Origin of the sequence: Rothia sp. CCM 9417, from assembly GCF_048513575.1 — a bacterium.
In the GTDB taxonomy this organism is placed as follows: domain Bacteria; phylum Actinomycetota; class Actinomycetes; order Actinomycetales; family Micrococcaceae; genus Rothia.
The window spans coordinates 344,489-358,967 of record NZ_JBLXXT010000001.1; the positions used below are offsets into that span (position 1 = coordinate 344,489).

General features: G+C 54.9%; 13 protein-coding genes. 11 read left to right on the plus strand and 2 right to left on the minus strand.

From position 1 onward, the window contains the following. Window positions 1-227 precede the first annotated feature (227 nt). The 4 genes from ACN082_RS01560 (at window position 228) to ACN082_RS01575 (ending at window position 4,051) form a co-directional block, all read left to right on the plus strand. Window positions 228-1,028, plus strand: coding sequence for a FadR/GntR family transcriptional regulator (locus ACN082_RS01560; protein ID WP_419099094.1), 801 nt, complete (start codon window positions 228-230; stop codon window positions 1,026-1,028). Window positions 1,029-1,255: 227 nt separating this feature from the next. Then, window positions 1,256-2,140, plus strand: coding sequence for a MetQ/NlpA family ABC transporter substrate-binding protein (locus tag ACN082_RS01565; protein ID WP_419099095.1), 885 nt, complete (start codon window positions 1,256-1,258; stop codon window positions 2,138-2,140). A gap of 194 nt (window positions 2,141-2,334) precedes the next feature. Further along, complete coding sequence (locus ACN082_RS01570) at window positions 2,335-3,393, plus strand: methionine ABC transporter ATP-binding protein (RefSeq protein ID WP_419099096.1); 1,059 nt, start codon at window positions 2,335-2,337, stop codon at window positions 3,391-3,393. A 1-nt stretch (window position 3,394) separates the two neighbouring features. Continuing rightward, entirely contained in the window at window positions 3,395-4,051 is a 657-nt protein-coding gene (locus ACN082_RS01575) for a methionine ABC transporter permease (protein ID WP_419099097.1), read from the plus strand. A 149-nt stretch (window positions 4,052-4,200) separates the two neighbouring features. Here ACN082_RS01575 and ACN082_RS01580 read toward each other — a convergent pair whose 3' ends face one another. Both ACN082_RS01580 and ACN082_RS01585 read right to left on the minus strand, forming a co-directional pair. After that, window positions 4,201-4,722, minus strand: a complete 522-nt coding sequence (locus ACN082_RS01580; protein WP_419099098.1) for a hypothetical protein — start codon at window positions 4,720-4,722, stop codon at window positions 4,201-4,203. 42 nt (window positions 4,723-4,764) lie between these two features. Further along, complete coding sequence (locus ACN082_RS01585; RefSeq protein WP_419099099.1) at window positions 4,765-5,490, minus strand: HAD family hydrolase; 726 nt, start codon at window positions 5,488-5,490, stop codon at window positions 4,765-4,767. A 494-nt stretch (window positions 5,491-5,984) separates the two neighbouring features. On the opposite strand from ACN082_RS01585, the gene ACN082_RS01590 reads away from it, so the two are divergent. The 7 genes from ACN082_RS01590 (at window position 5,985) to ACN082_RS01620 (ending at window position 14,477) form a co-directional block, all read left to right on the plus strand. Next, window positions 5,985-8,186, plus strand: coding sequence for a hypothetical protein (locus ACN082_RS01590; protein ID WP_419099100.1), 2,202 nt, complete (start codon window positions 5,985-5,987; stop codon window positions 8,184-8,186). 11 nt (window positions 8,187-8,197) lie between these two features. Next, window positions 8,198-8,848 (plus strand): ABC transporter ATP-binding protein, encoded by a 651-nt coding sequence (locus tag ACN082_RS01595; RefSeq protein ID WP_419099101.1) that lies wholly within the window; start codon window positions 8,198-8,200, stop codon window positions 8,846-8,848. A 149-nt stretch (window positions 8,849-8,997) separates the two neighbouring features. Beyond that, on the plus strand, window positions 8,998-10,113 hold the full coding sequence (locus ACN082_RS01600) for a histidine phosphatase family protein (protein WP_419099102.1): 1,116 nt from the start codon (window positions 8,998-9,000) through the stop codon (window positions 10,111-10,113). After that, entirely contained in the window at window positions 10,113-10,553 is a 441-nt protein-coding gene (locus ACN082_RS01605) for a VanZ family protein (RefSeq protein WP_419099103.1), read from the plus strand. The genes ACN082_RS01600 and ACN082_RS01605 overlap by 1 nt, the downstream gene beginning before the upstream one ends. Before the next feature lie 106 nt (window positions 10,554-10,659). Further along, entirely contained in the window at window positions 10,660-11,451 is a 792-nt protein-coding gene (locus tag ACN082_RS01610) for a DeoR/GlpR family DNA-binding transcription regulator (protein ID WP_419099104.1), read from the plus strand. Further along, a complete protein-coding gene (locus tag ACN082_RS01615; protein WP_419099105.1) occupies window positions 11,448-12,410 on the plus strand; it encodes a 1-phosphofructokinase family hexose kinase in 963 nt (320 codons plus the stop codon). Before ACN082_RS01610 ends, ACN082_RS01615 begins: the two co-directional genes overlap by 4 nt. Before the next feature lie 57 nt (window positions 12,411-12,467). Then, on the plus strand, window positions 12,468-14,477 hold the full coding sequence (locus ACN082_RS01620; RefSeq protein WP_419099106.1) for a PTS fructose transporter subunit IIABC: 2,010 nt from the start codon (window positions 12,468-12,470) through the stop codon (window positions 14,475-14,477). Window positions 14,478-14,479 lie beyond the last annotated feature (2 nt).

Genomic DNA, 14,479 nt, shown 5'->3' on the forward strand with positions numbered 1-14,479 from the left:
AGAGGTAGGATGTCCTACCTATATCTTGTATGGTAGTGATGGGTATCCAAATCGGTCAAGCTGGGCAGGAAAAGTCATCAAAATATGACGCCACCCTCTTACCTTGCGGATGGAAACTGTCCCTGGGTGGCAAGGGCTCCTACAGTAGTAGAAGGATCCGGTGGAAGTAGTCCTGCCGGATAGTGTTTTGGGTGCCCTCAATATCAACACACTGAAAAGAGCACGTTATGAACAGCCACGACTCTCTTCCTCCCGCCCCATACGTCCCTGACCTTGGTTTTCTCCACCCTGAGGGGGTGCACCGCAGCGCCGCGCAGAAACGCCAACAGCAGCTCCAGAATGAGATAATTTCGCTAATTTTTAAGCGGCAGTTAGGCCAGGGGGACCCCCTGCCCAGCGAACAGGAACTGATCGATGAACTAGGTGTGGGGCGAAACTCCATTCGTGAAGCTCTTAAGGTTCTAGAAGCGCTGGGGATTGTGGAGGTTCGGCACGGCTTTGGAACCTTTGTCGGTGGTCAGGTCCTTATTTCTATGGCGCGAGGCCTGAGCTTTCGAGGCTGTTTAGCGCTCTACCACGGTGGCCAAGAGGCTCTGGAACTGGTGGAGGTCCGGGAGGCTCTTGAAGTTGGATTGTTACGCGCCGTTATTCCCGTGATGACCGAAGAACAGCTCCAACGTGTCAAACAGTCCTATGACGCAATGGAAGAAAGCGTCCACAACGGGGTCTGGCTGGCAGAATCAGATCAGTCTTTCCATGCTGCTATCTTTGCGCCCTTGGGTAACGAATTGCTGTCCAAACTACTGGATATCTTCTGGCAGGTTTACAACAATATTGCCGGCCTACTCGATACCGTTGCCCCACTGGATGAAGCACAGACCTGCACCCTGCTGGAGGCCCACCTGCGGCTCTATGAAGCTATTAGGGACCGAGACGCCGATGCGGCAACCGAACTGATGAGAGAGCACTTTGTGGGTATCCGCGAGAGACTGACCTCTTGGCAGGCCAACTGGTTGGCAGAAGGCTAACTCCTATATACCTTTTATGACGCACTGTTACGGTGTAACTTTTTGTTGCTTACAGATAGGTGAAATATGACCCAATTTTGGGCTGATTTCTAGCCTGACCATTGTGGAGTGTTCTAATAGAAGAGTCGCTGAAACCAGCGTCCGAAACCACATCAGCCAACAGCCCCCGGTAAAACGCTGAATCGTGGCCGCACCCATCAATTTTCCCAACAGAAAGATTCATAGCCGTGAAGAAATTTGTTGCCACTTTGGCTCTCGTACCCCTCGCATTTGGTCTTGCAGCCTGCGGCTCATCATCAGACTCAGCGTCTCCTGCCTCCGCTTCATCAGCCGATGATGTTATCAAGATCGGTGTTGTCGGTGCATCTGACTCCAACGCCAAGCTGGTCGAGGTGGCCAAGGCTGAGGGCATCAATATCGAGATTATTGAGTTCTCCGATTACACTCAGCCCAACCCCGCGCTCAGTACCGGTGAAATTGACCTCAACTGGTTCCAGCACATCGCTTACCTCTCCAACTACAACGTTGAGGCCAACGACAACCTGCAGATTGTTGGCCCCACCGTGATCTACCCCATGGCTCTCTTCTCTGAGAAGCACGATTCCATTTCTGCACTGCCCCAGGGCGCTGAAATCGCTATCCCCAACGACACCGTTAATGAAGCTCGCGCTCTTCTTCTGCTTGAGGCTAACGGTCTTGTGTCCTTCACTAAAGACACCGATTCACCCACCGTGGACGATGTAGACACCGCTGACTCTAAGGTTAAAGTCACCCCCGTTGATGCAGCCCAGACCGTTCTTGCTCTCAAATCAGTGGATGGTTCGGTCATCAACAATGACTTCCTGAAAGATGCTGGGCTTAACCCCAAGGACGCTCTGGCTCAGGACGACCCTGCTAACGACAGCGCTCGCCCCTACGTCAACCTCTTCGTCTCCCGCGCAGATGACGCTGATAACGAAACCTACAAGAAGATCGTAGAACTCTTCCACAGCGATGAGGTTCTGGCAGCTGTCCAGGAAGAGACTGAGGGAACCGCAGTTGAGGTTAACACCGATTTGGCAGACCTGCGTTCAACCCTTGCCGACCTGGAAGCTAAGAAGCGTAAGCAGTAGTCCTCGGTTTTAATCACACAGCGTGATGCAGGCAATAAGGGCGGCAACCAACTTGGGGTAGGCTAGACCTTTTGCCCCTCCGGGGCAGAATGCTGGACTAGGCTAGGGCGGTTGCCGCTTTACCTATTCCTGTTTCCCCTGAGGTTTCTCCGTGATGGGGTAGCTGCCCTCCCAAACCTTACAAAGAAGAAGAGATGACCCAACAACGAGCAGTATCAGACAACCAGGCCTCCGAGCCTATGGTTGTGCTGAAGAAGGTGACCAAAGAGTTTAAGGTCGGTAAGAAGACCGTTACCGCAGTAGACGATGTTGATCTGACCATCAACAAGGGCGAAATCTTCGCCATTATTGGTTACTCCGGTGCCGGTAAATCGACCCTTGTTCGCCTGATTAATGGCTTGGAAAGTATCACCAGTGGTTCTTTGACCGTGGATGGTCTAGAGATTGCCGGTAAGCGTGAGTCCCAGCTCCGCCAGGCCCGAACCAACATTGGTATGATTTTCCAGCAGTTCAACCTCATGCACTCTCGCACGGTGGCGGGTAACGTCGAGTTTCCCCTGATCGTTGCGGGCTGGGATAAGGCTAAGCGTACTGCCCGTGTAGCGGAGCTCCTAGAGTTTGTGGGTCTTTCGGATAAGGCTAAGAACTACCCCGATCAGCTTTCAGGCGGTCAGAAGCAACGTGTGGGTATTGCCCGTGCTCTAGCGACCTCTCCCTCACTTTTGCTGGCTGACGAGTCAACCAGCGCCCTCGACCCTGAGACCACCGCTGAGGTCCTTGAGCTGCTCAAGAAAGTCAACAGGGAGCTGGGTATCACCGTTATTGTGATTACCCACGAGATGGATGTTGTCTCATCTATCGCTGACCGTGTGGCTGTCATGGAGAAGGGCAGGGTCGTTGAAAGCGGCAATGTCTACGACGTTTTTTCGGCTCCTCAGACCGTCACAGCCCAGCGTTTTGTGGGTACCGCGGTCAAGTCTCTTCCCGTTGGTGCCCAAGCCGCTGAACTTAAAAAGCGTCACCGCGGGTACCTCATTAATATTGAAATTACTGAGGGTAATAAGGGTATCGGTAAGGTCCTTTCTTACCTGGGGAGCCGCAATGTTTCCTTCAACATTGTGCAGGGTGGATTGGAGACCTTGCAGGGTAAGAGCTACGGCAACCTAACTCTTGAACTTCTTGGCGATGTAACCAGCTTGGACGCTGTTATCGCTGAACTTAAGACCGTCACCCGTGTGCAGGAGGTCCGCTAGCATGGACGCAACATTTATTAACAGCAAACTGCTCCCTGCCCTGGGTGATACCCTCTACATGGTCAGCTTCACCATGCTGGTGGCCGGTGCGCTGGGCCTCTTCTTTGGGGTCTTGCTGTACACCACCCGCCAGGGCAATATCTTGGCTAACCGCTGTGTCAACATTGTGCTGAATATTGTGGTGAACGTTGTCCGCCCTATTCCCTTCATTATTCTGTTGGCGGCTTTGGGGCCGCTCACTCAGGCTATCGTGGGGACCCGCTTGGGCGTGAACGCCGCTATCTTCGCTATGGTCTTTGGCGCAACTTTTGCTATTGCCCGTATCGTTGAGCAGAACATGGTCTCTATTGATCCTGGCGTGATTGAAGCGGCCCGTGCAATGGGGGCATCAAAGCCCCGTATCTTGCTGACCGTGATGATTCCCGAGGCTCTTGGCCCCCTGATTCTGGGTTATACCTTCTTGGTGATTGGCGTGGTCGATATGTCGGCTATGGCCGGTTACATTGGTGGTGGTGGCCTGGGTAAGGTTGCCCTGGTCGATGGTTACCAGCGCTTCAACGAGGTTGTGACCTGGAGCGTTGTTGCGGTCATTATTATTCTGGTTCAGCTTATTCAGCTGGTTGGTAATATGCTGGCCCGTAAAGTCATGCGCCGATGAGCTTGCCGGTCGTGAACAGGTAAGCGCCTGAGAAACGGCCAGCTGAGCCTCTTCTAAGCCGAGTGCCAGCCTGCTGACAGGCGCAAGAAACCCTAACCGTATATCTACCACGCACCTCGGTGCGGGGTAGATATTTTTAAAGGTGCGTCTTACTTTTTACCGCTAATCCACGACGAATCGTAGAGATCTCCTGGGCCTTTGCCCCGCTTGTGCTCTATCTCTTTTTCCCAGAGCTGTTCGGCGTAGTCGGTGGGGCGGATAAGCCTGTCGTCGTCTACATCATCGTGATCACTCCAGGCGGCCAGCGCAAAAATACCGTAGAGCAGGGCGGCAAGGAGCAAGAAGAACATAGCCAGCTCAGCCCACAGGATGACGTAGTTGCGGCGAAGGTCAGCACTTACATGGCTGTAGACTTCGGGGATGACCAGGAAGGAGATGAGCCCCAGAACGACGGCGATAGCGGTGAGTAAATGGGGCGCCCAATACCAAGGGTTCTTGGTGCGGGGCTTAGCCTGCCGGGCAGGTTTAAGCGGGGGCAGCTGCTGAGCCGGGGGAGTGGGGGTGGCCTGCGGGGGGAGGAACTCCCGATAGTAGGCGCGCTCGTCTTCGGAGAGGTCCTCAAGCCGCCTACCGTAGCGGGAGGGCTTGCTCTGGGAATCCTTGTGGTTCATGACCTGCTCCTTGCGCTGGCGGGCAAAAGTGTTGGCTCTAGTTTACTGAGGTGCCCCGGTAGAAAACCAGCGCTCTACCTGTGCCAGGAGCTGGGGGTCGGTGAAGGAGTCGCAGCGGCCCACACCGGCGGTAAGCAAGAGCGGTTTATCGGTGGGTTCGCCCAGGTAGACAAGGGGCTGAGTACCTGCGGCAATAGCTGCGGTGAGGCCTGCAACGGAGTCTTCAAGGGTGAGGGTCAGTTCTGGCCTTCCATCCAGACGGCGGACAGCTTCCAGGTAGATGTCGGGCGCTGGTTTGCCCTTGGCCACGTCATCGGAGGAAACCCAGGTGGTGAGGACATCTGATAGGCCTGCGGCCCGGATTTTTGTTTCGAGGACTGGTGCTGTTGAGTTGGAGGCTACCGCTACGGGAATGTGCTGAGCCAGTTTTTTGATCAGGGCAATGGCTCCGGGAATCTCATCGACTCCGGCTTCGATGGTGGCACGTTCGGTGGCTAGGATATCGGTGAGTACCTGCTGGTAGTGCTCCTGCTTACCCAGGTCTGTGAGGCCTGCAGGTTGGGAGAGTTCTGCTAGGCGGCGGGCAACGTCGTAGGCAGTGTAGCCGACCAGGGAAGCTTGAAGCTCAGGGGTGTAATCAACTCCCCAGCCTTTAAAGACCTGGCCTTGGATCTGTCCCCATGTGGTTTCGGAATCCAGAATGACGCCGTCACAGTCAAAGACAGCACAACGCGGTGCCCAGTCGGGGCTTAAGGAGAACTCAAACATAGTTCCATGCTCTCACATTGCTAGGCCATGGTGACAGATGGCGTACCCCAGCCATCCGGAGATATGAAAGAAAAACATGTAGAAATATTGCGTAAATCACTTTTGTTTGTTATTTTTATCTCACGCATGGTGTTGTTGTCTCATTGTTGATCACAAGGAAGTGATCGTTATGAGGAATAAAATGTTGAAGGCTACCGCAGGAGTGGTGCTTGCAGTGACGGCTATGATGGGTGCCAGCACTGTAGCTGAAGCGGCTACTGTTTATTACAAAGGTAGCGCTGTGAGCTGGGATCATGGTCGTAGCTGGGGTGTGAATAGCTATTCCAATGTGCAGAGTGGAGTGTATGACCACTCAGCGACTGCTAATACCACTTTTTCAGGGTGGAAGAGGCCTGGTCTGCTTGCCTCGGCGAGCCAGTATGTTGGTCTTGGTCAAGCAACTGCTTATTGGAATTGTCGCGGCTAATTAAATAGTACAAGGAGATAATGACACCATGCGGCATACTCTTAAATATTGTGCTTGTGCTCTTGTGCTCTTACTGGCTGTAGCCAGCGCCGCCCTTTTCGCCTTGATGAGAGCAGATGCCTATACCGCTACTCTTGAAGGCTATCTAGCTGAGGGAAAACACTTTACTCTTTCCGGTGTTAGTCCTGGAAACACTGCTGTCGTACAGAGCTACCTAGAGACAGAAACTACTCGCCGGCAGGCTTTTCTGGTACGGGCCGATGACAAACTCTCAGCGGTGGACGGCTCAGCGGCGGGCACCCATTGGGGTGTCCTGGCTGATAGAGCTCATCTAACTTCTGTACCGGAACTGGACTACCTGGGCATCAGTATTTTAAACAGGGAAAATCTAACGGAGCTTCTGGCCGCAGAAGAGGGAAAAACTCTGGGTCTCTATAAGGTTTCAGAAGATACTCTGGAGACTTTACCCGAGGTCACCTTTGCTCCCGGTTTTAGCCTGGGGAAGCTGAGCGACCTAGTGGAAGAAACCGGTACTATTAACGGCTCTTATACCGTGTATGGCCTCGGTGAAGAGGAATTTGCTGATTTTGTGAGCGGTCTTTCTACCCTCACCGGTAGTAGCGAAGAAAACCTGCTGACCCCACTATCTGGTCATGCTAAGGACGCAGGTCTTCTACCTGTATTCGTTACCCTTGCGGTGCTGTCCTTAGCTCTTTTGCTGACCCTGGTCTTTTTCATCTATGTCACCCAGGGAGCAAAAGAACTGGGTACCTACCTCATTCTGGGCTGGTCAAAAACTGATTACCTGATTAATCTCTTCAAACCCATCCTATACTGCCTCCTCCCAGCCTTACTGATTACTCTCTTCGGTAGCTGGCTGACCCTCCACAGCTTTGGATTTAGCGTGGAGATGCTCCCTGCCCTCTTTTACCCCTTTGGAGCTACGGTCTTTATCACGGTCTTGAGCTTTCTGCTCTCCTCGCTGGTAGTTATTGGCATGAAGCCCATCCATGCGGTTCGGGGCTACACACCGCAAAAGCTTTTTGCCTTCATGCTGGCAGGGGCTTTTGTCGCTACCAGTGCAGGGCTTTATATCACAGCTTCCTACCTTGATGGTCCTCTCAAAGAAGTAGAGAAGACTGCTACGGTGCAGAGGGAATGGGGCCGGGTTGCCGATGAGTATATTCTTTACTCCCAAAGCGCGGGCTCTGACAGTACGAGCTTTACCGGTCAGTCCACCGAATACGCTGCAGATTTTTACCGTTGGTATGCATCGATAGAGAACGAAAGCGGTGTTTCATTGGTCAATACCTACTACGTCGATCAGCAGTTGCTTCAGCAATGGAGAGAACTTGGGGAAGAAGTACCCACCAGAGAATTCTGGTACATGGCGGCTTCCCCGAGCTACCTGCAGAAAATTGGCCTTCAGATACCGGCAGAGACTTTGGAGCGTGCCGAAGCGGGGCAACAGGTTTTTCTCCTGCCGGATCACTTTAATCAGGAGGACCTAGCTTCAATTAGCGGTTGGCTGAAAGCCGAAGCTCTGAGGAAGGGGCAAGCAGAGCAAGATATCAGCACGCCTTTTACCCAGAACCCGGTAAGTTATCTCGACAGCTATTCTCCCGGTGAGGGACTCTTTACGTGGAGCGCCGACCCCCGGCAGGACTTTCGCAGCCGGGACGTAGTGATTTACGTGGCAACCGCAGCAAATATGACCTATTTCGAATCAGAAAGTTTGGCAGCCTCCGGCCTGGCAGATAGCTATGTGAAATTGTCAGAAGAAGCCGTTAACCAGTACACATCAGCGGCCTATCTATCACGGTATGGTCTGGCAGATAATCAGCCGGTCTTTATCTCTTCTGAGAGCTTTGTTGCCGGTCTGCAGAAAAGCCTTCGGCAGTACCTTCAGCTGTTCGGCACAGTGACCTTGCTGCTGGTTCTTTTGGTAGCTGTGGCTTTGAGTGCCTTTACCGGCATTTACTCACTTCTTAACAGGAATAAGATAGCGGTGCTACGACTGCTGGGGCACTCCCTCCTCGCTTCCTTCAAACCTGCCTATCTACTGGTTATCTTGACCAACCTTGGGGGTCTAGCGGTAATGGTGTTGGCCTCCTCCCAAGTGGGTATCATTCTGGCGCTCATCATGCTGCTTGGTCAGCCGGTACTCCTCTACCTACTTGCTCAAAAATTCGCTTACTCAAACATGGTGAGCCTCATTAAAGAATCATAGGAAGGTGAACTATGGAAAACTTTGTGGAAGTCTCCAATCTTTCTAAAACCTTTGGCGACCGAGTAGTGCTGAACAGCATCTCCTTACATGTCGCTGAGGGTACCTCACTAGCAATTGTGGGAAGATCAGGCTCCGGTAAATCGACCCTGCTGAATATCATTGGGTTACTCGAAACCGCTACCTCCGGCAATCTGACAATTGCCGGTCGCCCCGCTCCCGGTGTCCGTACCCGCCAGGCAATGATGCTCCGTCGCAACACCATTAATTACCTTTTTCAAAGCTTCGCCCTTATTCCTTCCCAAACTGTTATACAGAACATTCTGCTCGGTATGGAATACGTCAAAGAGCCCCTAACAGAAAAACGTGAGCGCATTGCAGATACTCTTGCCAGGCTTTCTATCGGCCATCTTGCTAATCAGAAGGTAGCTACCCTCTCGGGCGGGGAGCAACAGCGTGTGGCGCTGGCCAGATGCCTACATAAGCCGGGAGACCTCATCCTTGCTGACGAGCCCACGGGCTCCCTTGATAAGGAGCTGGCGCTTGCCTCTATCTCTGAAATGCTTCAGCTACACCGTGAATTTGGCAAAACACTGATTATTGTGACCCACGATCCGGATGTAGCCCAACGCTGTGACAGGGTCTTTGATCTCAGCGCAAATTAGGTGAATGTCCTGTGAAGACCAGCCTTGTTACATTTTCTGAATTAAATGCTAGTAAATGTAACAAGGCTTAATACCTGGGCCGGAGTCTAGAGCAAGCTAACACCGGATAAAACCTGCTGGGATCGCTCACACCTGAGATAATGGGAGCCATGCTTAGCGTACTTATCAGACACGGACAGACCGATTGGAACCTAGAGCGCCGCTTGCAGGGTTCTAGCGATATACCCCTCAACGACACCGGTCGTGCCCAGGCCCAGGAGGCTGCCCTCAACCTGCATGAGTACGCCCACACCCAGCAAGAAACAGACCCCGGCTTCACCTGGCACGGCGTAGTCACCTCACCCCTTTCCCGTGCCGCAGAGACCGGGCAGATTATTGCCGATGAGCTGGGCCTGCCCGTACTGGGCTCCTACGAGGGTCTAGCAGAGCGCTCCTTTAAAGACCTCGAAGGCATCAAAAACTACCCTGAGCTATGGGAAACTGTCGAGAACGAAACCGCCGATATTGAACCCCTGGGGGACTTCCTCAACAGGGTAGAGCAGGCCCTGGAACAGGTAGAAGCTGACTACCCGGGTAAGAACCTGATTATCGCCGTTCACGGTATGCTCATCTCCCGCCTGATGAGCTCACGCACCGGCCAGAAAGTCCCGGTTCCCGACAACGGCACGGTTACCGAGTTAGCACCGGCTCGCCGCGCCAGCTCCATTATGCTGATCCGCCACGGTCAGACCGATTGGAACAAGCTCAGCCTCATGCAGGGTTCCAGCGACATTCCCCTCAACGATACCGGCCGATCCCAGGCCCGTGACACCGCCCGCTCCCTGATTGAGCGCGGCTTCACCTTTGATGTGGTGGTCTCCTCCCCGCTTTCTCGGGCCCAAGAAACCGCCGATATTATGGCTGCTGCCTTTGGCCTGACCCTTGCAGGCACCTACGAGGGGCTGGTGGAGCGTGGCTACGGTCAGGCAGAAGGGCTCGATATTTCCGCTGAGGCCCGCAGGGAACCCGATGCCTACTACGCCGGGGTTGAAAGCGAACGCTCTGTCTACACCAGGGGTATCGAGACCCTGCGTCAGATCGCCCGGGACTACCCCGGTCAGCGGGTACTTGCGGTGTCCCACGGCTCCCTGATCAGCCGGGCACTTTCTGCCACCCACGGCTACGAATTTGGAACCATCGCTAACGCTGAACCCTTTCAGGTAGATCTGGTGGGGCTGGCCCGTTGGAACGAGAATGCTGAGCCCCTGCTGAACGGCAAAATCTAGTGGCTCGCTACCCTAAAGCCCTGGGGTGGGCCCTGGTAGGTCTTTACCTTGCCGCTGTAGCCTTTATGGTTTTCTGGCCTGTACACGTTGACTCGGGCGATACCGGCCAAACTCTAGCCCGCCTGCTGGCTCATGCTCACGCCCAGGGGTGGCTACCTGCCTGGTTCGGCTACGGGCAGGTTGAATGGCTTTCCAACGTGGTCATGTTCATCCCCGGCGGCCTACTTTTTACCTGGCTCCTGCGCCCCGAACGCCTCTGGCTCATTCCCCTAGGCGGGCTAGTCTCTACCCTTAGCATTGAGAGTATCCAGCACTTCATGCCGGGGCGAACCAGCTCACCGCTGGATGTTTTAGCCAATTTTTTAGGCTGTGTTATCGGTTGGGTTTTCGCCTTAGGCTTGCTCAAAACGAGAGCAAAACGCAACAAAAAGAGCGATTGAAGCCCTTTTTTCTAGGGGTTTACATTGACTTACCCACAAAAACCCACATAAAATCAACTAATAATAGGGTTATTTAGCCCATCTCAATCTTTAAGGTGATAAAGACATGTTCGCTGAAGAACGACGTGCCGAAATAGCAAAGCTGGTAGCTTCAGCACGCCGTGTCAACGGCGCAGACCTGGCTAGACGCTACGAAGTCACGATGGAAACAGTCCGTCGTGACCTCGCCACGCTCGAAGCCGATGGAAAACTGCGCCGAGTACACGGTGGTGCTGTAACTGTAGAGCAGTCAACATCCGTTGAATCCTCCATAGCCTTGCGCCAAAACATGAACACCCCCGAAAAGCAGAAAATTGCTCTGCGTGCCTACGAGCTACTGCGCGATTCCGATGCCGGGGCCGTTGTTCTCGATGCAGGTACAACTATCGAAATTTTAGCTGACCGTATCGCGGCCGCTGATTTTTCTCTTAAATCTGGTGCCGACCGCCTGATTATTACTCATGCGCTTCACATCGCCGTGAAACTTGCTGAGGCTGATGGCATCGTGCTCGATATGGTGGGTGGGCAACTCCGCAAAATGACCTGGGCCGCTGTAGGAACCCGTGCCGCCGCCCACTTCGAAACGATCCGCCCCGATATCGCCTTCATCGGTGTGAACGGGCTGGACGCCGAGTTTGGGCTCAGTACCCCCGGCTTGAACGAAGCTATCGTCAAAACCGCCATCGTTAAATCTGCCCGTCGCGTCGTCCTACTGTGTGACTCCGCAAAGTTCGGCCAGGAATCCCTGGTCCGGTTCGCAGGTCTAGGCGATATTGACACGCTTATTACCGATAAAGCGCCCGACGGTGAACTTGCTGCCGCGCTTGAAGAATCCAATGTAGAGGTGCTTATCGCATGATCGTAACCCTAACCGCTAACCCCAGTATGGACCGCACCGTAGAGCTAGACCACCAAATTAAGCGCGGAGCCGTTCAGCGCGCCAGCGGGGCGGCCTCCGACCCCGGCGGCAAAGGCGTAAATATCGCGCGTGCTCTCAATATCTCCGGTTTTGAGACCGTTGCGGTACTCCCCGGTGACGCTGAGGACCCCGTCCTGGCCGGTCTCAAAGACGAGGGTGTTCCCTTTGTGAATATGCCGATTGGCTCGCCCATCCGGTCCAACATCACCGTTGTTGAGCCCGATGGCACCACCACTAAGATTAATGCGCCCGGTCAGCCACTGAATGACGTTGCCCAGCAACAGCTCACCCGTCTGATGATTAAAGAAACCATTGACGCTTCCTGGCTGGTTCTGGCGGGTTCATTGCCTGCCGGTGTGCCCACCGACTACTACGCGGTCGTGGGTCGCTCTATCCGCGAATCCCTGGGCGAAAAAGCACCCCGAATAGCTGTCGATACCTCTGGCGCGGCCCTGCGTGATGCGCTGGTTGGCCTGGACGGTATGCCCAACCTCATTAAGCCCAATTCCGAGGAACTGGCCGAACTGGTCGGCAAGCTAGAGATGGCCGACGAACTGGAAAAGAACCCCGAGCTGAGCGCCGCTACCGCCAAGGAACTGGTAGACCGCGGTGTCGAAATGGTCCTGGCCACTCTGGGCGGGGCCGGCGCTGTACTGGTAACTGCTGAAGGTGCCTGGCACGCAGTCCACGAGCCGGTGAAAGTTCGTTCCACCGTCGGGGCAGGGGACTGCTCCTTGGCAGGTTTTCTCATTGCCCACGAAGAGGGCAAAACTCTGCCTGAATGCCTGGTCCAGGCAGTAGCTCACGGCTCAGCCGCCGCTTCTTTGCCCGGGACCCAGGTGCCTACTGTGGAGTCAACTGCACCTGCACTGGTGACCCTGCGCCAACTGGTTCTGTAGATAACTCCAAAAGACACATCAGTATTACTCACCCACCCATACCCCGAGGAGGAGCACATGTCTGCTCTGATCACTGCGGACCTCATCAGCCTTGATGAGGACCTCGGAAACTCCCGCTTTGAGGTTATAGCGCATCTGGCTAAGCTGGTCACCGCAGCTGGCCGGTCCACCGACTATGACACCCTCTACGCGGCGGCCCGCGCCCGCGAAGAGAAAACCGACACCGGTATTCCCGGCGGTATCGCCATTCCTCACTGCCGGAGCCAGGCCGTTACCCAACCCACCCTTGCAATGGCCCGGCCTAGACCCGCCGTTGACTTTGGTGCCCAGGACGGACCCGCTGACCTCATTTTTTTCATTGCCGCGCCGGCAGACGGGGATGAAGCCCACCTGAAGATTCTTTCTCAGATGGCCCGCTCACTGATGAAAAAGTCCTTTACCGCCGCACTGCGCGAAGCAAAAACCGCCAGCCAGGTCCTTGCCTTGGTTGAGGATGCTCTGGGCGTGCGCGAGAAAGCACCCCAAGCTCCCTCAGCTACCCCCGTGGCAGAAGCCGCTACCGAGTCTTCTGCCCGCCGTAAGAAGATTGTGGCTGTGACCAACTGCCCCACCGGTATCGCCCACACCTATATGGCAGCTGACGGCCTCAAATACGCCGCCGAAGAGCTGGGCTATGACTTCAAGGTGGAGACCCAGGGGTCCTCCGGCGGTGAAAAGCTGACCCAGGCTGAAATTGATCAAGCAGATGCCGTTGTCTTTGCTGTAGCTCTGCCCGTTCGCGGTCGTGAGCGCTTTGCCGGCAAACCCTTTGTTGAGGGGGCTGTTAAGCGCGCTATCGACGAACCCAAGGTCATGCTTGAAGAGGCCCTGGCCGAGGCCGCTAGCCCCAGCGGTAAGCGCCTTGCTGCCCCTAGCTCCGCCGACTCCTCTGAATCAGCCGATGAGGGCGGCCCCTGGGGTAGTCGCATCTATAAGGCACTGATGACCGGTGTCTCCTACATGATTCCTTTTGTGGCCGCTGGCGGCATCATTCTGGCTATCGGCTTCATGCTCGAAGCAGTAACCATGCCCAACCTAGGTGATGTTGATCCTCAGCTTATCCTGGGGCTTAAAGATGATTCAGTTACGCATCCCAGCCTCTTGAACCTTGATGGAGTGCCCCTATCTCTCTATCTAGGGGCGTCATTACACCTGATTGGGGCCTTTGGCCTGAACGCTATGGTTCCGATTCTGGCGGCCTATATCGCCTACGGTCTGGCCCAGCGCCCCGGTATCGCACCGGGCTTCATTGCCGGGTCTGTTGCCGTGCTTGTTGGTGGTGGTTTCTTAGGCGGTATCGTCGCAGGCCTGCTAGCCGGTCTGTGCGCCTACTGGCTCTCCTTGCTGAAGCTACCTCGCTGGATGGCATCCATGATGCCCGTGGTGATTACCCCGCTGGTCGCTACTCTCTTTGCAGGCGCTCTGATTTTCTTCCTGCTCGGTACACCCCTGGCCTGGATTACCAGCTCACTGACTGAGTGGCTGAACTCCATGACCGGTGCTTCTGCCCTTCTGCTGGGCCTTATCCTGGGCGCCATGATGGGCTTTGACCTGGGTGGCCCCGTTAACAAGGCCGCCTACCTCTTTGCGACCGCAGGCCTATCCGCCGGTACCCTGGCCTCCCAGCAGGTCATGGCCGCTGTCATTATCTCCGGTATGGTGCCGCCGTTGGCTATGGCTCTGGCAACCACTGTTCGTCCCAAGCTCTTTAGCGCCCCTGAGCGCGAGAACGGTAAGGCCGCCTGGTTGCTGGGTGCCTCCTTCATCTCCGAAGGTGCCATTCCTTTTGCGACCGCTGACCCCCTGCGCGTAATCCCCTCATCGATGGTTGGTGCCGCTGTTGCCGGTGCTATCTCCATGGGTGCTGGTGTTGCTTCCCCTGCGCCTCACGGTGGTGTCTGGATTATCGCTCTTGTGCAGAATCCGGTCATGTTCCTTCTTGCGGCTCTGGCAGGCACTATCGTCGGCTCTGTCATGTATATTGTTCTCAAGTCACTTGCCGGTCGTCAGGCCGAGGCAACTGCCTAAAC

Excerpts from the sequence above, each read along its gene's own strand:
- ACN082_RS01560 (WP_419099094.1), top strand. The coding sequence starts at position 228 with ATGAACAGCCACGACTCTCTTCCTCCCGCCCCATACGTCCCTGACCTT.
- ACN082_RS01570 (WP_419099096.1), top strand. The coding sequence starts at position 2,335 with ATGACCCAACAACGAGCAGTATCAGACAACCAGGCCTCCGAGCCTATG.
- ACN082_RS01575 (WP_419099097.1), top strand. The coding sequence starts at position 3,395 with ATGGACGCAACATTTATTAACAGCAAACTGCTCCCTGCCCTGGGTGAT.
- ACN082_RS01580 (WP_419099098.1), bottom strand. The coding sequence starts at position 4,722 with ATGAACCACAAGGATTCCCAGAGCAAGCCCTCCCGCTACGGTAGGCGG.
- ACN082_RS01585 (WP_419099099.1), bottom strand. The coding sequence starts at position 5,490 with ATGTTTGAGTTCTCCTTAAGCCCCGACTGGGCACCGCGTTGTGCTGTC.
- ACN082_RS01590 (WP_419099100.1), top strand. The coding sequence starts at position 5,985 with ATGCGGCATACTCTTAAATATTGTGCTTGTGCTCTTGTGCTCTTACTG.
- ACN082_RS01595 (WP_419099101.1), top strand. The coding sequence starts at position 8,198 with ATGGAAAACTTTGTGGAAGTCTCCAATCTTTCTAAAACCTTTGGCGAC.
- ACN082_RS01600 (WP_419099102.1), top strand. The coding sequence starts at position 8,998 with ATGCTTAGCGTACTTATCAGACACGGACAGACCGATTGGAACCTAGAG.
- ACN082_RS01610 (WP_419099104.1), top strand. The coding sequence starts at position 10,660 with ATGTTCGCTGAAGAACGACGTGCCGAAATAGCAAAGCTGGTAGCTTCA.
- ACN082_RS01615 (WP_419099105.1), top strand. The coding sequence starts at position 11,448 with ATGATCGTAACCCTAACCGCTAACCCCAGTATGGACCGCACCGTAGAG.
- ACN082_RS01620 (WP_419099106.1), top strand. The coding sequence starts at position 12,468 with ATGTCTGCTCTGATCACTGCGGACCTCATCAGCCTTGATGAGGACCTC.